The organism is Burkholderia sp. MSMB1459WGS, from assembly GCF_001534535.1.
Classification (GTDB): Bacteria; Pseudomonadota; Gammaproteobacteria; order Burkholderiales; family Burkholderiaceae; genus Burkholderia.
The window spans coordinates 335,540-359,335 of record NZ_LPMU01000061.1 but is presented as its reverse complement, the minus strand read 5'-3'; the positions used below and the strand labels follow the sequence as shown (position 1 = coordinate 359,335).

General features: G+C 67.6%; 23 protein-coding genes. 12 read left to right on the top strand and 11 right to left on the bottom strand.

Going from position 1 to position 23,796, the window contains the following annotated elements; genetic code table 11:
* Positions 1-31 precede the first annotated feature (31 nt).
* Positions 32-1,582, top strand: coding sequence for a SulP family inorganic anion transporter (locus WT97_RS24480; RefSeq protein WP_059499236.1), 1,551 nt, complete (start codon positions 32-34; stop codon positions 1,580-1,582).
* 71 nt (positions 1,583-1,653) lie between these two features.
* Here WT97_RS24480 and WT97_RS24475 read toward each other — a convergent pair whose 3' ends face one another.
* From WT97_RS24475 to WT97_RS24450, 6 genes are all read right to left on the bottom strand, one after another.
* A complete protein-coding gene (locus tag WT97_RS24475) occupies positions 1,654-3,198 on the bottom strand; it encodes a 2-isopropylmalate synthase (RefSeq protein ID WP_034207975.1) in 1,545 nt (514 codons plus the stop codon).
* Positions 3,199-3,520: 322 nt separating this feature from the next.
* A complete protein-coding gene (gene pssA, locus WT97_RS24470; protein WP_059499235.1) occupies positions 3,521-4,393 on the bottom strand; it encodes a CDP-diacylglycerol--serine O-phosphatidyltransferase in 873 nt (290 codons plus the stop codon).
* Positions 4,394-4,408: 15 nt separating this feature from the next.
* Positions 4,409-5,053, bottom strand: coding sequence for a phosphatidylserine decarboxylase (locus WT97_RS24465; RefSeq protein WP_006491035.1), 645 nt, complete (start codon positions 5,051-5,053; stop codon positions 4,409-4,411).
* Positions 5,054-5,180: 127 nt separating this feature from the next.
* Entirely contained in the window at positions 5,181-6,197 is a 1,017-nt protein-coding gene (gene ilvC, locus WT97_RS24460) for a ketol-acid reductoisomerase (RefSeq protein WP_059791285.1), read from the bottom strand.
* A gap of 103 nt (positions 6,198-6,300) precedes the next feature.
* Positions 6,301-6,792, bottom strand: a complete 492-nt coding sequence (ilvN, locus tag WT97_RS24455; RefSeq protein ID WP_034207977.1) for an acetolactate synthase small subunit — start codon at positions 6,790-6,792, stop codon at positions 6,301-6,303.
* A gap of 111 nt (positions 6,793-6,903) precedes the next feature.
* A complete protein-coding gene (locus WT97_RS24450) occupies positions 6,904-8,667 on the bottom strand; it encodes an acetolactate synthase 3 catalytic subunit (RefSeq protein WP_059499233.1) in 1,764 nt (587 codons plus the stop codon).
* Between the two features lie 355 nt (positions 8,668-9,022).
* On the opposite strand from WT97_RS24450, the gene WT97_RS24445 reads away from it, so the two are divergent.
* The 11 genes from WT97_RS24445 to WT97_RS24395 all read left to right on the top strand — a co-directional run bounded on the left by WT97_RS24445 (position 9,023) and on the right by WT97_RS24395 (position 18,517).
* A complete protein-coding gene (locus WT97_RS24445; protein ID WP_027784998.1) occupies positions 9,023-9,586 on the top strand; it encodes an RNA polymerase sigma factor in 564 nt (187 codons plus the stop codon).
* The gene (locus WT97_RS24440) at positions 9,583-10,017 is read left to right on the top strand and encodes a DUF3619 family protein (protein ID WP_059499232.1); all 435 of its coding nucleotides are present in this window, start codon (positions 9,583-9,585) and stop codon (positions 10,015-10,017) included. Before WT97_RS24445 ends, WT97_RS24440 begins: the two co-directional genes overlap by 4 nt.
* Before the next feature lie 26 nt (positions 10,018-10,043).
* The gene (locus WT97_RS24435; protein WP_059499231.1) at positions 10,044-10,805 is read left to right on the top strand and encodes a DUF3106 domain-containing protein; all 762 of its coding nucleotides are present in this window, start codon (positions 10,044-10,046) and stop codon (positions 10,803-10,805) included.
* 6 nt (positions 10,806-10,811) lie between these two features.
* Positions 10,812-11,318 carry an RDD family protein gene (locus WT97_RS24430; RefSeq protein ID WP_060354573.1) on the top strand — a complete coding sequence of 169 codons (507 nt, stop codon included), beginning with the start codon at positions 10,812-10,814 and terminating at the stop codon, positions 11,316-11,318.
* A 223-nt stretch (positions 11,319-11,541) separates the two neighbouring features.
* Positions 11,542-12,480: a UDP-2,3-diacylglucosamine diphosphatase gene (locus tag WT97_RS24425; protein WP_059499229.1), complete on the top strand. Its 939-nt coding sequence runs from the start codon at positions 11,542-11,544 to the stop codon at positions 12,478-12,480.
* A gap of 30 nt (positions 12,481-12,510) precedes the next feature.
* On the top strand, positions 12,511-13,545 hold the full coding sequence (locus WT97_RS24420; RefSeq protein ID WP_059499228.1) for a glycosyltransferase family 1 protein: 1,035 nt from the start codon (positions 12,511-12,513) through the stop codon (positions 13,543-13,545).
* Positions 13,542-14,078 (top strand): diacylglycerol kinase, encoded by a 537-nt coding sequence (locus WT97_RS24415; RefSeq protein ID WP_059499227.1) that lies wholly within the window; start codon positions 13,542-13,544, stop codon positions 14,076-14,078. Before WT97_RS24420 ends, WT97_RS24415 begins: the two co-directional genes overlap by 4 nt.
* Before the next feature lie 199 nt (positions 14,079-14,277).
* Complete coding sequence (locus tag WT97_RS24410; protein ID WP_034207986.1) at positions 14,278-15,036, top strand: TetR/AcrR family transcriptional regulator; 759 nt, start codon at positions 14,278-14,280, stop codon at positions 15,034-15,036.
* Positions 15,033-15,614, top strand: a complete 582-nt coding sequence (locus WT97_RS24405) for a TIGR00730 family Rossman fold protein (protein WP_059499226.1) — start codon at positions 15,033-15,035, stop codon at positions 15,612-15,614. The genes WT97_RS24410 and WT97_RS24405 overlap by 4 nt, the downstream gene beginning before the upstream one ends.
* Before the next feature lie 22 nt (positions 15,615-15,636).
* Positions 15,637-16,398, top strand: coding sequence for an SDR family oxidoreductase (locus WT97_RS24400; RefSeq protein WP_059499225.1), 762 nt, complete (start codon positions 15,637-15,639; stop codon positions 16,396-16,398).
* Positions 16,399-16,624: 226 nt separating this feature from the next.
* Positions 16,625-18,517, top strand: a complete 1,893-nt coding sequence (locus WT97_RS24395; protein ID WP_060354572.1) for a glycosyltransferase family 39 protein — start codon at positions 16,625-16,627, stop codon at positions 18,515-18,517.
* Between the two features lie 135 nt (positions 18,518-18,652).
* On the opposite strand, the gene WT97_RS24390 is transcribed toward WT97_RS24395, so the two are convergent.
* The 5 genes from WT97_RS24390 to WT97_RS24370 form a co-directional block, all read right to left on the bottom strand.
* Positions 18,653-19,270, bottom strand: a complete 618-nt coding sequence (locus tag WT97_RS24390) for a DUF924 family protein (RefSeq protein WP_059499223.1) — start codon at positions 19,268-19,270, stop codon at positions 18,653-18,655.
* Positions 19,267-19,998: an alanyl-tRNA editing protein gene (locus tag WT97_RS24385; RefSeq protein WP_059791295.1), complete on the bottom strand. Its 732-nt coding sequence runs from the start codon at positions 19,996-19,998 to the stop codon at positions 19,267-19,269. Before WT97_RS24385 ends, WT97_RS24390 begins: the two co-directional genes overlap by 4 nt.
* A gap of 104 nt (positions 19,999-20,102) precedes the next feature.
* Entirely contained in the window at positions 20,103-20,513 is a 411-nt protein-coding gene (locus WT97_RS24380; protein WP_059499221.1) for a group II truncated hemoglobin, read from the bottom strand.
* Between the two features lie 41 nt (positions 20,514-20,554).
* A complete protein-coding gene (locus tag WT97_RS24375; RefSeq protein WP_060354571.1) occupies positions 20,555-23,170 on the bottom strand; it encodes an ABC transporter permease in 2,616 nt (871 codons plus the stop codon).
* Positions 23,167-23,784, bottom strand: a complete 618-nt coding sequence (locus WT97_RS24370; protein WP_034207994.1) for a DUF4126 domain-containing protein — start codon at positions 23,782-23,784, stop codon at positions 23,167-23,169. Before WT97_RS24370 ends, WT97_RS24375 begins: the two co-directional genes overlap by 4 nt.
* Between the last annotated feature and the right edge of the window lie 12 nt (positions 23,785-23,796).

Sequence of the window (23,796 nt, the reverse complement as noted above, 5' to 3'; positions counted from 1 at the left end):
GTCCTCCATGCCAACGAAACCACTCCCAACCATGAAACTGAACGAGCGCCTATCCACCCTGCCGCGCGACATCGTCGCCGGCATCGTCGTTTTCCTCGTCGCGCTGCCGCTCTGTCTGGGCATCGCCAACGCCTCAGGCGTCGAGCCGTTCGCCGGGCTCGTGTCGGGCATCGTCGGCGGCATCGTCGTCGCGCTGCTGAGCGGCTCGTCGCTGTCCGTCAGCGGGCCGGCCGCCGGCCTCGTCGTGATCGTCGTCGAAGGGATCGCGCAACTCGGCAGCTTCTCCGCGTTCCTGCTCGCGGTGCTGCTGTCCGGCGTGCTCCAGTTCGGCTTCGGCATGCTGCGCGCGGGCCGCTTCGCCGCCTATGTGCCGTCGCCCGTCATCAAGGGCATGCTCGCCGCGATCGGCCTGCTGCTGATCGTGAAGCAGATTCCGTTCGCATTCGGCATTGGCGGCCAGGCCGCCCAATCGTTTGCGAACTGGCCGGGCCTGCCTGTCGCATGGGCCGCCACGGCCATCGCGCTCGTTTCGCTCGCGCTGCTCGTGGCGTGGGACACCCCCGCGCTGCGCCGCTTCGCGCTGGTGCGCTCGGTGCCCGCGCCGCTCGCGGTGGTCGTGCTCGGCATCGGCGCGACACTCGTGCTGGGTGTCGTCGCGCCCGCGGTCGCGCCGGGCGCCGCCCATCGCGTCACGCTGCCCGAACTCGGATCGTTCGCCGCCTTCGCCGCATCGCTCAAGCACGCGGAGCTCGGCCAGAACTTCGCGCAGCTCGTCAATCCGGACGTATGGCGCGTCGCGATCACGCTTGCGGTCGTCGCCAGCCTCGAGACGCTGCTGAGCCTCGAGGCGGTCGAGCAGCTCGACCCCAAGCGCCGGCCGGTGCAACCCGATCGCGAACTGAAGGCCCAGGGCGTCGGCAACCTCGTCGCGGGTGCGGTCGGCGGCCTGCCGATCACGTCGGTGATCGTGCGCAGCTCGGTGAACGTCAACGCGGGCGCGCAAAGCCGGATGTCGGCGATCATCCACGGAGTGCTGCTGCTCGCCAGCGTGTTCGCACTCACCGGGCTGATCAACCTGATCCCGCTCGCGAGCCTGGCCGCGATCCTGATCCATACGGGCTTCAAGCTGGCGAAGCCGGCGCTGTTCCGCTCGGTGATGAAACAGGGGCCGGCCGCGTTCGTGCCGTTCGCCGCGACGATCGCCGGCGTGCTGACGGTCGACCTGCTGTTCGGTATCGCGCTCGGTCTCGCGTGCAGCGTGCTGGCCGTCGCCGTCGCGAACCTGAAGAGCCCCGTCACGCTCGCGCAGCACGACGACCACTTCCTGCTGTCGTTCCGCAAGGACGTGTCGTTTCTCGGCAAGGTGCAAGTCAAGCACCACCTGCGGCACATTCCGGACCGGGCGGCGGTGATCATCGACGCGACGCGCGCCGATTACATCGATCACGACGTGCTCGAACTGCTGGATGCGTTCGTCGCCGATGCGCCACGGCGCGGGATCGCGGTCGAGTTCCGCCGGCGCCATCCCGCGCCACGCGCGGCTGCGCGCCGCTGGCTGTTCCGTGCGCCGGCCGCCGAATGAGCGGCCGATAAAAAACGCCCCGGCGGCACAGGGCCGCACGGGGCGTTTCGGGGGCGCGTCACGCGCGGCGCTTACGAGCGCTGCGGGTTGACCTTGTCGTCCTTCGAATGCAGCTTGTTCAGCGCCGAAATATATGCCTTCGCGGACGCGGCGACGATATCCGGATCGGTACCGACGCCGTTGACGATCCGCCCGCTCTTCGACAGACGGACGGTCACTTCGCCCTGCGCCTGCGTGCCGGTCGTGATCGCGTTCACCGAGTACAGCAGCAGCTCGGACCCGCTGCCGACTTCGCCCTCGATCGCATTGAACGTCGCATCGACCGGACCGTTGCCGCGCGCCTCGCCGGTCACTTCCTTGCCTTCGACCGCGAACACGACCTTCGCCTGCGGCTGCTCGCCCGTTTCCGAACGCTGCGACAGCGACACGAACTTGAAGTGCTCCTGCTCCTGCGCGAGCGCCGATTCCTCGGACACGATCGCGATGATGTCCTCGTCGAAGATCTCCGCCTTGCGGTCGGCCAGATCCTTGAAGCGCATGAACGCGGCATTCAATTCGGCTTCGCTGTCGAGCGATACGCCAAGCTCCTGCAGGCGCTGCTTGAACGCGTTGCGGCCCGACAGCTTGCCGAGCACGATCTTGTTCGCGGTCCAGCCCACGTCTTCCGCACGCATGATCTCGTACGTGTCGCGCGCCTTGAGCACGCCGTCCTGGTGAATGCCCGACGCGTGCGCGAATGCATTCGCGCCGACCACCGCCTTGTTCGGCTGCACGACGAAGCCGGTGATCTGCGACACGAGCTTCGACGTCGGCACGATCTGCGACGTGTCGATACCGACGTCGAGACCGAAGTAGTCCTTGCGCGTCTTCACCGCCATCACGATTTCTTCGAGCGACGTGTTGCCCGCGCGTTCGCCGAGACCGTTAATTGTGCACTCGACCTGACGCGCGCCGCCGATCTTCACGCCGGCGAGCGAATTCGCGACCGCCATCCCGAGGTCGTTATGGCAGTGCACCGAGAAGATCGCCTTGTCCGAGTTCGGAATGCGCTCGCGCAGCGTCTTCACGAGGTTGCCGTAGAGCTCCGGCACACCGTAGCCGACCGTGTCGGCGATGTTGATCGTCGTCGCGCCTTCGGCGATCACGGCTTCCAGCACGCGGCACAGGAAATCCATGTCCGAACGGCTGCCGTCTTCCGGCGAGAACTCGACGTTGTCGGTGAACTTGCGCGCGAAACGCACCGCGAGGCGCGCCTGCTCGAACACCTGATCGGGCGTCATCCGCAGCTTCTTTTCCATGTGCAGCGGCGACGTCGCGATGAACGTGTGGATCCGGAAGCTGTTGGCCGGCTTCAGTGCGTCGGCCGCGCGCTGGATGTCCTTGTCGTTGGCCCGCGCCAGCGAGCAGATCGTGCTGTCCTTCACGAGACCGGCGATCGTGTGGATCGCGTCGAAATCGCCGTTCGAGCTGGCGGCGAAGCCGGCCTCGATCACGTCGACCTTCATCCGCTCGAGGTGCTTCGCGATGCGGATTTTCTCTTCCTTCGTCATCGACGCACCAGGCGATTGCTCGCCGTCACGCAACGTCGTATCGAAAATGATCAGCTTGTCTGTCATGGGGGCTCCAGGGCTCTTTTATACGGAAGTCAAACGTAACGAGATCGCGCCACCGCTGGCGACGTTCAACAACAGACGAGGCTTGAGACGGAGGGCGAGAACGGTCAGCGCGGCAGGCGCGCCAAAGCTAGCGCGCGTAGCGGCGCACCGGCTAGAAGGAGGGAGAGGTGGGAAAAAGCAGTCATGCCGAAGACTATAGCGACATTCCGTTGGCCGCGCAATCGGACGGCACCCGGGAATCGACGTGGCCGGGCTCGAAAAAGGGCCAAATGAAAACGGCGGCCCCGAGGCCGCCGCTTCCGGGCAAATCGCAGCGTCGGCGTCAGTGATCGCGCTGCGACGAGCGCGCCGGATTCGCGCGCCCGCGGACGGCCGTGTAGGCCCAGAACACATAGCCGGACAACCCGTACAGCACGAACAGGCAGAACAGCATCAGCGGCGGATCGGACGACACGAGCACGAACGCGACGACGACGAGCAGGATCGCCGCGAACGGCACGCGGTGCCGTACGTCGAGCGCCTTGCCGCTGTAGAACGGCGCGTTCGACACCATCGTCACGCCCGCGTAGATCGTCAGCACGAAGGCGACCCACGGCAGCCAGCCGAGCTTCATCGGCACGCGGTTGTCGGTCGCGAGCCACACGAAGCCCGCGATCAGCGCGGCGGCGGCCGGGCTCGGCAGCCCCTGGAAAAAGCGCTTGTCGACCACGCCGATGTTCGTGTTGAAGCGCGCGAGACGCAGCGCAGCGCCCGAGCAATAGACGAACGCGGCGAGCCAGCCCCAGCGGCCGAGATCCTTCAGTACCCACTCGTACATCACGAGCGCGGGCGCCACGCCGAACGACACCATGTCCGACAGGCTGTCGAACTGCTCGCCGAACGCGCTCTGCGTATGCGTCATGCGCGCCACGCGCCCGTCCATCCCGTCGAGCACCATCGCGACGAAAATCGCGATCGCGGCGATCTCGAAGCGCACGTTCATCGCCTGCACGACCGCGAAGAAGCCGCAGAACAGCGCGGCGGTCGTGAATGCGTTCGGCAGCAGATAGATGCCGCGCGTCTTCAGGAACCGCTGGCGCGCGGCGCGGCGGCTTTCGAGCGGCGCCTGATCGGGCGCCATCACCTTGTTGCGGCGGAACGGGCGTGGCGTCTGGCTGGAGCCATTGCGCGGCCGACGCGGTTTGAATGCGGCCATCGTGCGCCCCGCCCGTTACTGCTCGAGCTCGGCGAGGATCGTCGACGACGCGTAGACCTTCTCGCCGATCGACACCTTCGCGCGGCTGCCGAGCGGCAGGTACACGTCGACGCGCGAACCGAAGCGGATGAAACCGTAGCGCTGGCCGCGCGACAGCGGCTCGCCGGCACGGACGTAGCAGAGGATCCGGCGCGCGATCAGGCCGGCGATCTGCACGGACGTGACGGTCTTGCCGCTCGCCGTCTGGATCACGACCGCGTTGCGCTCGTTCTCGGTCGACGCCTTGTCGATCGCCGCGTTCAGGAACGCGCCCGGGAAATACTCGACCTTGCTGATCGCGCCATCGACCGGCGAACGCTGCGAATGGACATTGAAGACATTCATGAACACGCTGATCTTCAGCGCTTCGCGGTTCGCGTACGGATCCTGCGCGGTCTCGACCGCGACGATGCGGCCGTCTGCCGGGCACAGCACCGCGTTCGGCTGCGCCGGGATCGGGCGCTGCGGATCGCGGAAGAACTGGACGACGAAGACGAGCAGCAGCCAGAACGGCCACGCGAAGCCGAAGCCCCCGACGGCATGGATCAACAGCGCGATGACGGCTGCAATCGCGATGAACGGCCAGCCTTCGCGCGCGATGATCGGATGAGGATAGTTCATGGATTCGTTCTGTGTTCGGTGAATTGCAAAGCCCGTAGCATAACAAAAGCCGCCCGGGGCACTGCTGCCTTCGGACGGCTTTTTGATGCCGGCCCTTCACTCGAAGGGCCGGAACAGCACGTGGTGCTTAGTTCTTCGTCTGGTCGACGAGCTTGTTCTTCGCGATCCACGGCATCATCGCACGCAGCTTCGCACCGACCTGCTCGATCTGGTGCTCGGCCGTCAGGCGGCGGCGCGACTGCAGCGTCGGCGCGCCTGCCTTGTTTTCGAGAATGAAGCTCTTCGCGTACTCGCCCGTCTGGATGTCGGTCAGGCACTGCTTCATCGCCTTCTTCGTCTCTTCCGTGACGACGCGCGGGCCGGTCACGTACTCGCCGTACTCGGCGTTGTTCGAGATCGAGTAGTTCATGTTCGCGATGCCGCCTTCGTAGATCAGGTCGACGATCAGCTTCAGTTCGTGCAGGCACTCGAAGTACGCCATTTCCGGCGCGTAGCCGGCTTCGACCAGGGTCTCGAAACCCGCCTTGATCAGCTCGACGGTACCGCCGCACAGCACGGCCTGCTCGCCGAACAGGTCGGTTTCGGTTTCTTCACGGAAGTTCGTCTCGATGATGCCGGCACGGCCGCCGCCGTTCGCCGCCGCATACGACAGCGCGATGTCGCGTGCCGCGCCCGACTTGTTCTGCGCAACCGCGATCAGGTGCGGCACGCCGCCGCCTTGTGCATACGTGCCGCGCACGGTGTGGCCCGGGGCCTTCGGCGCGATCATGATCACGTCGAGGTCGGCGCGCGGGATCACCTGGCCGTAGTGGACGTTGAAGCCGTGCGCGAATGCCAGCGCCGCGCCCTGCTTGATGTTCGCGTGCACTTCCTTCGCGTACACGTCGGCGATCTGCTCGTCCGGCAGCAGCATCATCACGACGTCCGCGCCCTTCACCGCTTCCGCGACTTCCTTCACTGCGAGACCGGCGTTCTCGGCCTTGCTCCACGACGCGCCGCCCTTGCGAAGGCCGACCGTCACGTTCACGCCGCTGTCCTTCAGGTTCAGTGCGTGCGCATGGCCTTGCGAGCCGTAGCCGATGATCGTGACTTGCTTGCCCTTGATGAGGGAGAGGTCGGCGTCTTTGTCGTAGAAAACGTTCATGATGGTTCCTTCGCTAATTCAAAAATTCAACAATTCGTTCGGATGGGGTACTGCGGGCCGGGACATGACGGCGCACCCGGCGTGCCTTCTTGCAATATCGGCATCACACCTTCAGGATGCGCTCGCCGCGTCCGATGCCGGAGCTGCCGGTCCGCACGGTCTCGAGGATCGCGGTGGCGTCCAGCCCCTGGATGAATGCGTCGAGCTTGTCGCTCGCGCCCGTCAATTCGATCGTGTAGGTCTTCTCGGTCACGTCGATGATGCGGCCGCGGAAAATGTCCGACATCCGCTTCATTTCTTCGCGCTCCTTGCCCACTGCACGTACCTTGATCAGCATCAGCTCGCGTTCGATGTGTGCACCGTCGGTCAGGTCCACCACTTTCACCACCTCGATCAGGCGGTTCAGATGCTTCGTGATCTGTTCGATCACGTCGTCCGAGCCAATGGAAACGATGGTCAGCCGCGACAGCGATTGGTCTTCGGTCGGCGCCACCGTCAAGGTTTCGATGTTGTAGCCGCGTGCGGAAAAGAGACCGACCACGCGCGACAGCGCGCCCGGTTCGTTTTCCAGCAGGACGGAAATGATGTGTCTCATGTTCGCTTCTTCCAGAATGTGTCCGTGTCGATTCACTCGCGCCGCGCGCCGTCGCGTGCCGCGCCGCCCTTCGTGAAGGCGGCCGCATCGCGCGCTGCGCGCGTCGCGCCGTTACAGATCTTCCGATCCGAGCAGCATCTCGGTGATGCCCTTGCCGGCCTGTACCATCGGCCAGACGTTTTCGGTCGGATCGGTCTGGAAGTCGAGAAACACGGTGCGGTCCTTCAGGCGCAGCGCTTCCTTCAGCGCCGGCTCCACATCCGAAGTCTTTTCGATCCGCATGCCGACATGGCCGTACGCTTCGGCGAGCTTCACGAAATCGGGCAGCGCATCCATGTACGAATGCGAATAGCGCTTGCTGTATTCGATCTGCTGCCACTGGCGGACCATGCCGAGGTAGCGGTTGTTCAGCGAAATGATCTTCACGGGCGTGTCGTACTGCAGGCAGGTCGACAGTTCCTGGATGCACATCTGGATCGAGCCTTCGCCCGTGATGCACAGCACGTCGTCGTCCGGATGGGCCATCTTGACGCCCATCGCCGCCGGCAGGCCGAAGCCCATCGTGCCGAGGCCGCCGGAGTTGATCCAGCGACGCGGCTTGTTGAAACGGTAGAACTGCGCGGCCCACATCTGGTGCTGGCCGACGTCCGAGCACACGAACGCGTTGCCGTCCGTCAGTTCCCACGCCTTCTCGACCACGTATTGCGGCTTGATGATCTCGCTTTCGCGGTCGTACTTCAGGCAGTCCTTCGCGCGCCAGCTCTCGATGTCCTTCCACCATTGCGCGAGCGCTTCGGTGTCGGGGCCGTGCTCGGCCGTCTGCAGTTGCTCGATCAGCTCCTTCAGCACTTCCTTCACGTCGCCGACGATCGGGATGTCGACCTTCACGCGCTTCGAGATCGACGACGGGTCGATGTCGATATGGATGATCTTGCGCGGACGCGACGCGAAGTGGGCCGGATCGCCGATCACGCGGTCGTCGAAGCGCGCGCCGATCGCGATCAGCACGTCGCAGTGCTGCATCGCCATGTTCGCTTCGTAGGTGCCGTGCATGCCGAGCATGCCGAGGAATTTCCTGTCCGACGCGCGATAGCCGCCGAGGCCCATCAGCGTGTTCGTGACCGGGTAGCCGAGCAGGTCCGCGAACTGGTTCAGTTCGCGCGACGCGTCGGCGAGGATGATGCCGCCACCCGTGTAGATGTACGGGCGCTTCGCCGTCAGCAACAGCGACACGGCCTTGCGGATCTGGCCCGAATGGCCTTTCGTGACGGGGTTGTACGAACGCAGCGACACGCTCTTGATCGGCTCGTACTGGCACGGCGTCTTCGAGATGTCCTTCGGGATGTCGATCAGCACCGGGCCCGGACGGCCGGTGCGGGCGATGTAGAACGCCTTCTTGACGGTTTCCGCGAGGTCGCGCACGTCCTTCACGAGGAAGTTGTGCTTCACGCAGGGACGCGTGATGCCGACGGTGTCGCATTCCTGGAATGCGTCCTGACCGATCGCGGCCGTCGGCACCTGGCCGCTGATCACGACCATCGGGATCGAATCCATGTACGCCGTTGCGATGCCGGTCACCGCGTTGGTGACACCGGGGCCCGACGTCACGAGGCAGACGCCGACATTGCCGGTGGAGCGCGCATACGCATCGGCTGCGTGCACGGCCGCCTGTTCGTGGCGCACCAGCACGTGCTGAATCTTGTCCTGCTTGTACAGCTCGTCGTAAATGTAGAGAACCGAGCCGCCGGGATAGCCCCAGATGAATTCGACGTTTTCGTCGGCCAGTGCCTTCATGAGCACGGTACCGCCGATGGAGTCGCTATCGGGAGGGGAAAGGGGTTCCGACGTGGAGAATTCCGCGCTGGGCATGTTCATGTTGACCTTTCGAATTTTCGGCAAAAAATTGATCGGGTGCTCTCTGCCGGGCTTGTGGCTCGGGTTCAAGCGGCGCGTCTAGTTTGAAGGGCGGGCTTCTTGGGCCAGCCTCAAATGAGACCATCACTTCATGTTGCGAATCGCCGACGATAGCGGGTAGCGATTGAGCCGTCAAGCAAAATATCCCGCAGCGCATCATGCGCGCCGCCCGACGCCCCGCCGGCGCGGTTCGCGCGCAACGTGCGGCGCCCGAACCGGTGCCAAGCCGCGCGAAAATTTGATAGCATCCGCGGGTTTTACGAAATTTTTCGACCTTTTACACCACGCAGCGGGCCGCAGCGCATACCTTCACGGAATGGCATCAGACAAGGAACTCGCCGACTTTCTGGCGGGCGTCGAAAGGCGCGCGTTCAAGCAGGCCGCGTACGCCGTGCGTGACGACGATGCATCGCTCGACATCGTGCAGGACGCGATGATCAAGCTCGCTGAAAAGTACGGCGACCGGCCGGCGGCCGAGCTGCCGCTGCTTTTTCAGCGGATCCTGCAGAACGCGATCCACGACTGGTTCCGCCGACAGAAGGTCCGCAACACGTGGGTGACGCTCTTCTCGTCGCTGAACAACACCGACGACGACGACTTCGACCCGCTCGAGACGCTCGAATCCGCGGACGACAACGCCGGCGTCGAGAGCAGCGAGCACCGCCTCGAAAGAGAGCAGGTTCTGGCCCTGATCGACGAGGAAATCCAGAAACTTCCGACGCGTCAACGGGAAGCGTTCCTGATGCGTTATTGGGAAGATATGGATGTCGCCGAGACTGCCGCCGCGATGGGGTGCTCCGAGGGCAGCGTCAAGACGCACTGTTCGCGAGCCACCCACACATTGGCGCAAGCGCTCAAGGCCAAAGGAATCACGCTATGAGCTCCGCTCCCGCAAACCGAGAACACGAATTCGCGCTGAAGGTGCGCCGCGCGCTGGACGAGCGCGCCGCCGCCCTGCCTGCCGCGACCACCGACCGGCTGGCCGTCGCCCGCCGGGCCGCGCTCGCGCGCAAGAAGCCCGAAGCCGCGAGTGCGCCGGTGTTCGTGCCGGCCTTCGCCGGCGCGGCCGGCGCCTATGGCCCGACGCCCGCGAACCGCCCGCAGGCCGGCCGCCTGTCGTTCGCGCGCCGGCTGCTGCGCGCATGGCCGCTCGCGTTGCTGCTCGCGGGGCTCGTCGGCATCGCGTACTGGGAAGACATGCAGCGCACCGCCGAACTCGCCGACATCGACGCGGCGATGCTCAGCGACGACCTGCCGCTCAACGCGTATCTCGACCACGGGTTCAACGCGTATCTTTCGCGCGCTCACTAACAGACAATAACGAGGGGATCGTACGGGTGAGTCAGAAGCGCGGCCTGGCCGTATTTTTCGGATGCGTGATCGCGATCGCCGTTTCCTACGTCGCCACGTATCCCCGATTTCACCCGGCCCCCGCGACGGCTCCCGTCGCGACCACCAGCCCCGCCGCGCCCGCGTCGACCGCAACCGGCCTGACCACCGAACTCCCCCCGCTGCCCCTGCCGCTGCCGGCCGCCGCGGGCCCGCTGTCGTGGGCGCGCCTCACGCCGGCGCAGCACGCAGCCCTCGCTCCGTTCGCCGACCAGTGGGACGGCTTCAGCGACGCCCGCAAGCGCAAATGGCTGAAGATCGCATCGCGTTTCGCGAAGTTATCGCCGGATGACCAGAAACGCCTGCAGGAGCGGATGACCGAATGGGCGAAGATGACGCCCGAGCAGCGCCGCGTCGCGCGCGAGAACTACCAGAGTGCGAAGGAGCTGTCCGCTCAGGCGCGCGAGCGCGCGTGGAAGGCCTACCAGCAACTCCCCCAAGAGCAGAAGGAACGGCTTGCCGCCGCCGAGCGCCGTCGCAAGCCGAGTGTCGTCAGCGCGCCGCCGACCGTCGCCGACCGTGACGTGCGCCGCCTCGTCAACGCGCACGAACACCCGGCGAGCGGCGCGGCGGCCGCCGCGGCGCCCGCGTCGGCCGGTGCCGCCGCGCAGCCGGCGCCCGCGTCGTCGACCTCCGGCACCGCATCCGCACCGGCCGCCGTGGCGCCGGTGTCGCCCGCCGACGCGCCCTCGCTGTTCAAGGGCTCCTGAGCGGCCGTGGCGAGCGCCCGCGCCCCCGAAACCCCGGCCATCGCGCCGCCCGTACGGCGGCGCCTCGCCGCGCTGCTCTACGAAGGCGTACTGTTGTTCGGCGTCGTGTTCTTCGCCGGGCTCGCGTTCAGCCTCGCGACACGGCAACGCAACGGCCTCGTCCATCACAACCTGCTTGCCGTGTGGATCGCGCTCGTCGTCGGCGCGTATTTCGTGTGGTTCTGGACGCACGGCGGCCAGACGCTGCCGATGAAGACCTGGCGGCTACGGCTCGAATCGTCGAGCGGCCGGCCGCTGAGCGCCGGCCACGCGCTCGTCCGCTACGTGCTCGGCTGGCTGTGGTTCCTGCCGCCGCTCGCGCTGCACCCGCTCCTCGGACTGTCGGTACCCGTCACGCTCGCGCTCACCGCCGCATGGATCGTCGTGTGGGCCGGCGCTGCCCGGTTGCACGCCGATCGCCAGTTCCTGCACGACCGGATCGCGCGCACGCGCGTCGTCGCGATACCGCGCTGACGCACCGCATTCGTCAGATGAAATCCGCTCGTCCGGTGCGCTCGTCGAGCCGGACGGCCGTGCCGGACAAGCGACGATCGTTCGGTGCGGCAGGTTACGCAACGCCTGTCCATTCACTGCTAAACACCCTTCAACGGCCGTAATAAGAACGTCTCGTGACTGTCACGGCACAGTCACGCCCGCATGGCGGAATGCCGGTAATGTCAACCGGCGCGAGTCATGCATGGGCCAGAAAACGTCCGCGACCTCACTGTTTCGTCACCCCATCGGCGCTCGCGCCGCCACTGCGTTCCTGTCCGGCTCGGGGGCAACCGACGGCGTGGTGTCGCAAAAGCCGCCCGTCGCGCACACCACGCAGCACGAGGACCCTGAACCGTCCGCCCATCGCTACCGCACCATCTGGCTGTCCGACATCCACCTCGGCTCGAGCGGCTGCCAGGCACCCTACCTGCTGGACTTCCTGCGTCACAACGACTCGGAATACCTGTACCTCGTCGGCGACATCATCGACGGCTGGCAGCTGAAGAAAGGCTGGTACTGGCCGCAGGCGCACAACGACGTCGTGCAGAAGATCCTGCGCAAGGCGCGCAAGGGCACGCAGGTGGTCTACATCCCCGGCAACCACGACGAAGGCGCGCGGCAGTTCTGCGATCTCGCGTTCGGCGACATCCAGGTGCGCGGCGAGGCATTCCACACGACGCTCGCAGGCAAACGTTTGTGGATCGTGCACGGCGACCTGTTCGACGGCGTGATCCAGCACGCGAAATGGCTCGCGTACCTCGGCGACACGCTCTACACGCTGATCCTCGTGCTGAACCGCTGGTTCAACCGGATCCGCAGCCGGCTGGGCTTCCAGTACTGGTCGCTGTCGCAGTACCTGAAGCACCAGGTGAAGAACGCGGTCAACTTCATCTCGCAATTCGAGACCGTGATGACCGACGAGGCCCGCCGCCGCGGCTGCGACGGCGTCGTGTGCGGCCATATCCACAAGGCCGAGATCCGCGACATCGACGGCGTGCTGTACTGCAACGACGGCGACTGGGTCGAAAGCCTGTCCGCGCTCGTCGAAACGATGGAAGGCGAACTGAAGATCGTCTACTGGACGGTGATGCGCTCCGCGCCGTCGGAGACCACGTCGCGCAAGGCCAAGGCCGCTGCCTGACACAACCTTACTTACAGGACAGATGCCGCGATGAAGATCATGATCGTCACCGATGCGTGGGAACCGCAGGTCAACGGCGTCGTGCGCACGCTGAAAAGCACGTCGCGCGAACTCACGGCGCTCGGCCACCGCGTCGAACTGCTGACGCCGCTGGAATTCCGCACGGTGCCCTGCCCGACCTACCCCGAGATCCGCCTGTCGATCCTGCCGTACCGCAAGCTGCGCGCGCGGATCGATGCGTTCGCGCCCGACGCGCTGCACATCGCGACCGAAGGCCCGCTCGGACTGGCCGCCCGGCGCTATGCACGCGCCCGCAAGCTGCCGTACACGACCGCCTACCACACGCGCTTTCCGGAATACGTGCAGGCGCGCTTCGGTATTCCGCTCGCCGCGACCTACCGCTTCCTGCACTGGTTCCACGGCCCGTCGCTCGCGGTGATGGCGCCGACGCCGGTCGTCAAGCAGGATCTCGAGAAATACGGCTTCACGAACGTGGTGCTGTGGACGCGCGGCGTCGATCTCGACATCTTCCATCCGATGGAGTCGAAGGTGCTCAATACCGCGCGGCCGATCTTCCTGTACGTGGGCCGCGTCGCGATCGAGAAGAACGTCGAGGCGTTCCTGCGCCTCGATCTGCCCGGCTCGAAATGGGTCGCGGGCGAAGGCCCCGCGCTCGCGGAGCTGAAGTCGCGCTACCCGGAGGCGAACTATCTTGGCGTGCTGTCGCAGGCCGAACTCGCGAAGGTGTATGCTGCGGCCGACGTGTTCGTGTTCCCGAGTCGCACCGACACGTTCGGCCTCGTGCTGCTCGAGGCGCTCGCCTGCGGCACGCCGGTGGCCGCGTATCCCGTCACGGGCCCGATCGACGTGCTCAGCGGAGGCGACGCCGGCGCGATGCACGAGGACCTGCAGGAAGCCTGCCTCGAGGCGCTGAAGATCGAACGCACGACTGCGCGCGCGTGGGCGGAACGCTTCTCGTGGCGCGCGGCATCCGAGCAGTTCGCGTCGCACCTGAAGCCGCTGCCGAAGACCGCGTACTCGCCCGCCGAAGGTGCCGCCGTTTGAAACGAGACCTGAACGACAAGACCCCGCCCTTTAACGCAACGCCGCAACGGCACCGGCCGTTCGACGAGGAAGAGCCGCACGCCGAAACGGACGCGCATCCGCATGAGCCGCTCGGCCCCGACGATCGGCTGACGCCGCTGCCGCCGAACCCGTACAAGCGCCACCGCGGCATCACGCGTGCGTGGTTCGCGCTCAAGCATTCGCTGAATGGCTTTCGCGTCGCGATCCGCGAGGAAAGCGCGTTTCGCCAGGAGCTCACGCTCGCCGCGCTGATGCTGCCGATCGGCGCCTTCGCGCCGGTGCCGGCCGCGTCGCGCGCGCTGCTGATCGCCTCGGTGCTGCTGGTGCTGATCGTCGAGCTGCTGAACTCGAGCGTCGAAGCCGCGATCGACCGCATCTCGCTCGAGCGCCACGAACTCTCGAAGCGCGCGAAGGACCTCGGCAGCGCGGCCGTGACGGTCGCGCTGTTCGCGTGCGTGACGACCTGGGGCTTCGTGCTCGGCCCGGTCGTCGCACGCTGGCTCGGCTTCTAGCCCTGCCGGGCGCCTGCCCCGCCACCCGCATGCGGCGACGCACCATGCGCCGCGCGGGGCCGCGATCACGAAATGCCCCGATGTGGCGAAACCCCGGTTTATAATCGTCCGCTAGACATAGAACAGCAACCCGCGCCGGACGAATCACGCAGCATCGATTGCAGCGCCCGCCAGTCCGGCACACACAGGGCCGGACGACATGGAAGCGAAACCTCCCCGCCGCACCCGCGAACGGATTCTCGAGTTGTCGTTGAAACTCTTCAACGAGATCGGCGAGCCGAACGTCACCACCACGACGATCGCCGAGGAAATGGAAATCAGTCCAGGCAACCTGTACTACCATTTCCGCAACAAGGACGACATCATCAACAGCATCTTCGCGCAGTTCGAGCAGCAGATCGAACGGCGGCTGCGCTTCCCCGAAGATCACCGTCCGACGATCGACGAAACCTGGTCGTACCTGCAGTACATGGCCGATTTCATGTGGACCTACCGGTTCCTGTATCGCGACCTCAACGACCTGCTCGCACGCAACCGCACGCTCGAGACGCACTTCAAGCAGATCATCAGCCACAAGGTGCGCTTCGCGCACGACATGTGCGAGCTGCTCGTCTCCGACGCCGAAATGGTCGCGACGCCCGCCGAGATCGAAGTCATCGCGACCAACATGGCGGTGATCTCGACGTACTGGCTGTCGTACCAGTACGTGATGCATCCGCGCAAATACAACGACCAGGACGCGATCCGCGAAGAGCTGCACCAGGTGAGCATGCACGTGATCTCGATCATGGCCCCGTACCTGCGCGGCCGCTCGCGCCAGCTGTTCGACGATCTGGTCTCCGGCAAGCTGCCCAAGCGCCAGTTCTCCGACTACCTGCCGCCGCGCGACGGTTCGCCGCGCCCGGCCGGCGGGCCCGTCGCCACCGGTCAAGCCGCCGCCAAGGACGCCAAGCAATGAAGGCGGTCTGCGTTTACTGCGGCTCGTCGTCCGGCGTGCGGCCCGTCTATGCCGATGCCGCGCGCGCATTCGGCCGCGCGCTGGTCGACGAGGGCCTCACGCTCGTGTACGGCGGCGGCCGCGTCGGCCTGATGGGTGTGATCGCCGACGAAGTGATGGCGGCCGGCGGCCGTGCGGTCGGCGTGATCCCCGAGCTGCTCGTCGACAAGGAAGTCGGCCATACGGGGCTGTCGGAACTGCACGTGGTGCCCGACATGCACCATCGCAAGAAGATGATGGCCGACCTCTCCGATGCGTTCGTCGCGATGCCCGGCGGCGCCGGCACGCTCGAGGAGCTCTTCGAGGTCTACACGTGGGCGCAGCTCGGCTATCACCGCAAGCCCGTCGCGCTCTACAACATCGATGCGTTCTACGATCCGCTGATCGCGCTGTTGCGCCATACGGTCGACGAAGGCTTCATGCGGCCGGCCTACTTCGACGCGCTGTGCGTCGAATCGGAACCCGCCGGGCTGATCGAGCGGCTGCGCCGCTACCAGCCGCCCGCCCGCGACAAGTGGGCACCCGACGCAGCGAAGTAACCCTCACCGGAACCCGCACGCGATGACCGCACCGTCCGACCGCAAGGCCGTCCTCATTACCGGCGCGAGCCGTGGCATCGGCCGCGCGACCGCCGTGCTCGCGGCCGAACGCGGCTGGGACGTGGGCATCAACTACGCGCGCGACGCGGCGGCGGCCGAACGGACCGCGCAGGCCGTGCGCGACGCGGGTGGCCGCGCGTGCATCGTCGCGGGCGATGTCGCGAACGAGGCGGACGTCGTCGCGATGTTCGACACCGTTGCCGCCGAATTCGGGCGGCTCGACGCGCTGGTCAACAATGCAGGCATCGTCGCGCCGTCGATGCCGCTCGCCGACATGCCGGTCGACCGGCTGCGGCGGATGTTCGATACCAACGTGCTCGGCGCCTACCTGTGTGCGCGCGAAGCCGCGCGCCGGCTGTCCACCGACCGCGGCGGCCGCGGCGGCGCGATCGTCAACGTGTCGTCGATCGCGTCGCGGCTCGGCTCGCCGAACGAGTACGTCGACTACGCGGGCTCGAAAGGCGCGGTCGATTCGCTGACGATCGGTCTGGCAAAGGAACTCGGCCCGCACGGCGTGCGCGTGAACGCGGTGCGCCCCGGCCTGATCGAGACCGACATTCATGCAAGCGGCGGCCAGCCGGACCGTGCGGCCCGTCTCGGCGCGCAGACACCGCTCGGTCGCGCGGGCGAAGCGCAGGAGATCGCCGAGGCGATCGTGTGGCTGCTCGGCGATACGGCGTCCTACACGACAGGCGCCCTGCTCGACGTCGGCGGCGGCCGCTAAGCTGACGCGCGGCGCAACAATACGGCGGTCGAAACCGCCCCGTGGTCACAGCGCCACAAATCTCCACAATTCCGTGACAGTTTCAGTAAACGTCCGTAACAATTCCGTGTTTTACTAGCGGGCATTCGGACAGGTGTCTTGAACACGCTGTCCGTTACCCGGATATAGCCCCTTATCGGTCCTGCCCATGTCGCCGGACCGGCTCGCTCGACCCGAGATCTTTTCCATGCCTGGAACCGCAGCGCCCAGCCGGCGACGCACGCCCGTGCCCGCCCCGGCTGCGCACACCCGCTCGACCGCCGATACCGACGTCATCGCGACGCTGGACGTCGCCGGCACGCCCGTCGCCGCGTCGATCGCCGTCACCCACACCCCACGCGAGCGCTCGCTGCTGCTCGGCTGGCGCACATGGCTGTTCGTCGTCGCACTGGTGTGTGCGTACACGCTGCCCGGCGTGCTCGGGCACGATCCGTGGAAACAGGACGAAACCTATACGTTCGGCATCATCCAGCACATGCTCGAGACCGGCGACTTCGTCGTGCCGACCAATGCCGGCCTGCCGTTCATGGAAAAGCCGCCGCTTTACGCGTGGGTCGCGACCAGCCTCGCGTGGCTGCTGCAGCGCGTGATGCCGCTGCACGACGCGGCGCGCCTCGCGAGCGCGCTGTTCGCCGCGCTCGCGTTCGGCTTCATCGCGCGCGCGGCCCGCGTGGCCAGCCGGGCGGACGACTGGTTCGACCTGCGCGTGCTCGGCCCGGTCGTGCTGAGCGCGGGCACGCTCGTCGTCATCAAGCACGTGCACGACATGATGACGGACGTCGCGCTGTTTGCCGGCACGGCAATGGGGTTCTGCGGGCTGCTCGAACTCGTGATGCAGCACGTCGCACGTGCGCAGCAGATGCGGCACGGGCTGCCGGCGCATCCGGCGAGCCGCTGGGCCGCGCCGATCTTCGGCGCGGGCGTCGGCGTCGCGTTGATGGCGAAAGGGCTGTTCGTGCCGCTCGTATTCGCGGCCACGCTTTCCTGCACGCTGGCGCTCTATCCGGCCTGCCGCACCCGCTCGTTCGCACGCGCGCTCGGCATTGCCGCACTCGTGTTCGCGCCGTTCGCGCTGATCTGGCCGACCGCCCTGTTCCTGCGCTCGGAAACGCTGTTCATGACGTGGTTCTGGGACAACAACGTCGGCCGCTTCTTCGGCTTCTCCGTTCCCGAACTGGGCGCCGAAAACGACAAGCCGTTCTTCATCCTGCGTGCGTTCCTGCTCGTCGGCTTCCCGGTCGCGCCGCTCGCGATCGTCGCGCTCGCCCGCGGCGCATGGCGCGACTGGCGCGCGCCGCGCATCGCGCTGCCCGTGCTGTTCGCCAGCATCGGGCTCGTGGTGCTGCAGGTGTCCGCGACGTCGCGCCAGCTCTACATCCTGCCGTTCTTCGCCCCGCTCGCGCTGGTCGCCGCGCAGGCGATCGACCGCCTGCCGCGCCGGCTGCATCTCGCGTGGGATTACCTGAGCCGCATCCTGTTCGGCACGGTCGTCGTGCTCGCATGGGCGATCTGGGCGGTGATGGCCGATCCGGCTGCGTCGCATGCCGATCTCGCGCTACTCGGCCGCTGGCTGCCGCTCGACTGGACGATGCCGATCCAGCCCGCGCTCGTGACCGGCGCGCTCGCGCTGACGGTCGGCTGGCTGACGCTGCTGCCGTCGCTGCGCACGACGGGCCTGTGGCGCGGCGCGCTGTCGTGGGGCGCCGGCGCGCTCGTCGCGTGGGGGCTGATCTATACGCTGCTGCTTCCGTGGCTCGACATCGCGAAGAGCTATCGCTCGGTGTTCGACGACCTGAACGCGCATCTCGCGCTCGAATGGAACGACGGCGACTGCATGGCGAGCCTGCACGGGCTCGGCGAATCGGAAGCGCCGATGTTGTACTACTTCTCCGGCATCCAGCACACGCCGATCGACGACGCGAAGACGACGCGCTGCACGTGGATGATCGTGCAGGGCGTACGGGCCGTCGATCCGGCGCCCGGCAACGAATGGAAGCTGTTCTGGACCGGCGCCCGCCCGGGCGACAACGCGGAACTGCTGCGCGTCTACGTACGCACGCCCGAACAGCACCTGCAGTGACACGGGGCGGCGCGATGCGCCGTCCTGCCCGCCGTTACTTTCCTCTTCGGCACTGGCCGCGCGCTTTGCGCGAGGCCGGCCGGCGGCACGAATCCGCCGCGCTCTCGCCGCCCCTTCCGTCGTCACACCCGATCGTCAGAACGACGAACCGGGCTCCCGCAGAAACGCCGTTTCCTCGTCGGTCGACGCGCGACCGAGAATCGCGTTCCGGTGCGGAAAGCGGCCGAAGCGCTCGACGACCGCCGCATGCAGCAACGCGAAGCGGTGATAACCCTCGCACCCGGCCTCGTCGCGGATGCCCGCGCACAGGCGCACGGCCTCGCGCTGGCTCTCGACCGATTCGTCGTGCTCGAACGGCAGATACGCGAATGCACGATGATGTCCGCTCGGCAACTGCGCGTCCCAGCCAGCCGCGACGACGCGACGGGCGAGCGCAAGCGCCTTCGGATCGGCGGCAAACGCGCGCGGCGTGCCGCGATGGATGTTGCGCGAGAACTGGTCGAGTACGACGATCAACGCCAGCGCGCCCTCCGGCGAACCGGCCCAGTGATCGCAGGCGCCGTCGCACGCGGCGTCGAGCAGCGCGCCGTAACGCGTGCGCAGCACGTCGTCGAACGCCGCACCGCCGTTGAACCAGATCTTGCGTTCGTGCCCGAATTCGGCCGAGCCCGGCTCACCGAACCAGAAATCGAGAATCTCCCGTGCCTGTGGATCGAGCGCCGCCGCGCCCGCTTTCCCGGTATCGATCGTCATGCAAACTCCAGTACGAGGCGCCGTGTGCGCGCGCTCTTCTTTTCCAGTTTCGCGACCCGCAGCCCGCCGATTTCGGACGTGTTGCGCACATGCGTGCCGCCGCACGGCTGCAGGTCGACGTTTTCGATGCGCAGCAGCCGCACGCGGCCGAGGCCCATCGGCGGCTTCACGCTCATCGTGCGCACGAGTTCGGGCCGCTCGGCCATCTCGTCGTCGGTGATCCATTCGGTCGTGACCGGATGCGCGCCGCCGACGAGGCTCGCGAGGCGCCGCTCGACGTCGTCGCGGTCGATCGCGTCGGACGTCGCGAAATCGAGCCGCACGTAGTCGGCCGTCACGCTGCAGCCGTCGACTGCGTACGGCAGCACCGCGCACATCAGGTGCGCGGCCGTGTGCAGGCGCATGTGCCGGTAGCGACGCAGCCAGTCGATCGCGGCGACCACGCGCGTGCCGGGAGCAAGCGTCGCCACGCGCGCCTCCTGGCCCGGCGCGGGCACGTGCACGGCGTCGTCGGGCGTCGCGCCGTCGAACTTCGCCTTGCGCGTATCGGCAATCGCGATCGTGCTGCCGTCGGGCAGCGTCAGCGTGCCGGCGTCGCCGGCCTGGCCGCCGCCGAGCGGATAGAACACCGTGCGATCGAGCCGAATGCCATCGTCGCCGACGGCCTGGACGATCGCCTCGCATTGCGTGAGGTACGCGTCTTCGCGAAACAGCGCTTGTGTCGTCATCGAGGGAACCTCGTATCGATGGGGGAAACGGCCAGTGTCGCGCCGGGCTGCACGGGCGCCCAGACGCAGATCGCCCCGCACGCGGGCAGCGGCGTACCGGTCGATCAACCGGGCCGGTTGCGCATCCAGTCGGCCGTGTCGTAGAACGAATGCATGAGCCGCTCGCGCAGCGGCTCCGGCAACCCGACATCCTCCATCGCCCACGCCATGCAGCGCAGCCACTGGTCGCGCTCGACCGACGCGATCGGGAACGGCAGGTGCCGCGCGCGCAGCCGGGGATGGCCGAACCGGCTGATGTAGTGGTCGGGGCCGCCGAGCCAGCCGCACAGGAACCAGAACAGCTTGTCGCGCGACCCGTCGAGCGACTGAGGATGCAGCGCACGAATCTGCGCGAACTCGGGTTCGAGGTCCATCAGGTCGTAGAAGCGGTCCACCATTTCGCGCACGCGGGCTTCGCCGCCCACGAGTTCGAACGCCGTCGGCTGCGACGGCGCATCGTCATTCACATCGGTCATACGGATTGTCGGAAAACGGGATCTTCGGGCTGCGGCGACGCTCAGGCGTCGCGCAGCGACTGCAGCGCGGGGCGCCGCAACACATTATGCAGGCTCAGCCAGCCGGCCGCACCGGCGCAGACGACGCCGGCCGCGATGCCGGCCGGTACGAGCCACGGATCGACGGCGAGCTGAAAGTCGAACACGCGCGACGCGAGCACCCAGCCGACCGCGATCGCGCCCGCCGACGCGAGCGCGCCGGCCAGCGCGCCGACCACGATGAATTCCGCGCGCTGCACCGCATTGACCTGCGCGCGCGACGCGCCGAGCGCGCGCAGCAGCGCGGCCTCGCGCACGCGCTCGTCGCGCGAGCCAGCGAGCGCCGTATACAGCACGAGCACGCCGGCTGCGAGCGTGAACGCAAACAGGAACTGCACCGCCCCGACCACCTGCAGCATCATCCGCTGCAACTGCGCGAGGATCGGCGCGACGTCGATCGCGGTCAGGTTCGGGTAGCGCGCGATCAGCGGATCGAGCAACGCGGCGTCCGATGCCGGCAGATGGAAGCTCGTCAGATAGACGGCCGGAAAATCCTTCAGCACCGGCGGCGGCATCAGCACGAAGAAGTTGACGCGGAACGAGCCCCAGTCGAGCTTGCGCACGCTCGTGACGGGCGCATCGACCGTCAGCCCCGTCACGTCGAAGCGCAGCGTGTCGCCCGGCTTCACGTTCAGCGTCTTCGCCAGGCCGGCTTCGATCGAGATCTGCGGCGTGGCCGCAGTACCGAACCAGTCGCCTTCGACGATCCGGTTGTCGGACGGCAGCTCGGTCGTATACGACAAGTTGAATTCGCGATCGACGAGCCGGCGGGCCTCTTCGGACGGGTACGCGTCCGGATTCACCGGCTTGCCGTTGATCGCGACGAGGCGGCCGCGCACCATCGGCGCCGGTACGGCGTCACGCACGCCGTGCGCGGCCAGATAGGCGGCGACATCGGCGCGCTGGTCTGGCTGGATGTCGATCAGGAACTGGTTTGGCGCGTCGGGCGGCGTCGACTGCCGCCAGCCCGCCACGAGGTCGTTGCGCGTGATCGCGATCAGCAGCAGGCACATCAGGCCGAGCGCGAGCGCGGTGATCTGCAGCGCGCTGGCCGTGCCGCGCCGGTGCAGCGACGCCAGCGCGTATCGCCAGCCGACGCCCGCGGCCACGCGCGCATCGCGCACCGCGCGCGCGGCCGCGAACAGCACGAGCCGGGCGATCAGCGCGAACCCGACCAGCGCGCCGGCGAAGCCGCCCGCGACGATCAGGCCGAGTTTCAGGTTGCCGGCAGCCGCGATCAGCAGCCCCGCGAACAGCACGACACCGATCGCATACGCGGCCCACGCGGTGCGCGATGCGTCGCCCCACTCGCGCCGCAGCACGCGCACCGGCGGCACGCGCGTGAGCGGCACGAGCGGCGGCAGCGCGAAACCGAGCAGCAGCACGAGCGCGGTGCCCATGCCGATCAGCGCCGGCCACAGCGTCGGCGGCGGCAGCACGACGTCGATCAGGCTGCCGAGCGCGGCCAGCAACGCCCAGTGGCCGCCATAGCCGAGCACCGCGCCTGCGGCGCCCGACACGATGCCGACGCCGGCGAATTCGAGCGCGAACAGCGCGCCGAGCGTGCGGCGGCTCACGCCGAGGCAGCGCATCGTCGCGCAGCCGTCGAGATGGCGCCGCATGTAGCGCTGCGCGGCCATCGCAATCGCGACCGCCGCGAGCAGCGCGGTCAGCAAGGCGACGAGCGTCAGGAAATGGCGTGCGCGATCCAGTGTCTGCCGCACCTGCGGCTGCCCTTCCTGCAACGACTCGAGCCCGACGCCGCGCAGTTTCCCGCCGTCGACGCGCGCGTGTGCATACGCTTCGAAGCGCGCGACGGCCGGTGCGTCGCCGGCGACCAGCAGCCGGTACGTGACGCGGCTGCCGTAGCCCGTGAGCCCGGTCGCGGCGAGCTCGTCCGCGCGCATCATCAGCCGCGGGGAAAAATTGACGAACGAAAAGCCGCGATCGAGCTCGCGGGCAATCGCGGCGGCGACCGTAAACGTGCGCAGCCCGACGCGCACCGTATCGCCCGCCTTGAGGTGCAGCGCGTCGAGCAGCGCCGGGTCGGCCCATACGGTGCCGGGCGCGGGAATCGCGGTCGCCTTCCGCGCGACGGCCGCGCCGGCCGGCAGGATCTCGACCGCGCCGCGCAGCGGATAGCCGGGCGACACGGCCTTCACGGCCGCGAGGCGCGACGGCGCCGCGTCGGCGGCCTGCCCGCCCGCGGCGGACGCGATCATGCTCGGAAAGATGGCCGTCGTCGCGGTACGCAGGCCGAGCGCGCGGGCCTGCCGGTCGAACGACGGATCGACGGGGCGATCGGCGCGCACGACGAAATCGGCGCCGAGCATCTGGCGCGCGTCGCGCTCGAGCCCCTGGCGCAGCCGGTCGGCGAGAAAGCCGACGCTCGTCAGCGCCGCGACCGCGAGCACCAGCGCGAGGACCAGCAGCGTCAGTTCGCCCGCGCGCCAGTCGCGCGCGGTCATCCGGGCAGCCTGGCGGATCAGGTCGCGCAGGCCGAAGCGGCCCGCATGCGCGCGCCCGTCATGGCCGGGTTGCCCGGCCGGCGGCTGCACCGCGTGTTGCGGCCCCTTCAATCGCGTTTTCCTCCGATCGAGTTGAGCCGCGACACCATGTGATTCGCCATCCCGCGAAAACCGCCCGACACGCCGCGCCACAGGCGCGGCAGCGCCCATGCCGACGCCGCGACGAACGCGGCGAGCAGCACGAGGAATGCGAGCGGAACGAAGAACGCGAGGACCAGCCCGCCGACCACGAGACCGTCCTCGGTCGATGACGCGACCCAGTTCGAAATCGGTTCGGGAGACAGGTTGATCAGCGCGCGCGTGCCGGCCTTCGCGACGTGCGCGGCGCCGGCAAGCGAGCCGCCGGCGAGCCCCGCGACCGCCAGCATGGTCGGATCGGCATGGCCGAGCGCGCCGGCCGCGAGCACGGCGCCGGCCGGAATGCGGATGAAGGTGTGCACGGCATCCCACAGCGAGTCGAACGCGGGGATCTTGTCGGCAAGGAATTCGGTCACGGCGAGCACGGCTGCGGCGCCGATGACCCACGGCGATGTCAGCACGGCCAGCGTGTCGGGCAGGTGGAGCCAGCCGAACCGCGCCAGCACGCCGGCGATCAGCACCGTCAGGTACAGGCGCAGGCCGCTCGCCCACGCGAGTCCCGCGCCGAGCGAAATGGCTTCGATCATGGCCCTCTCCTT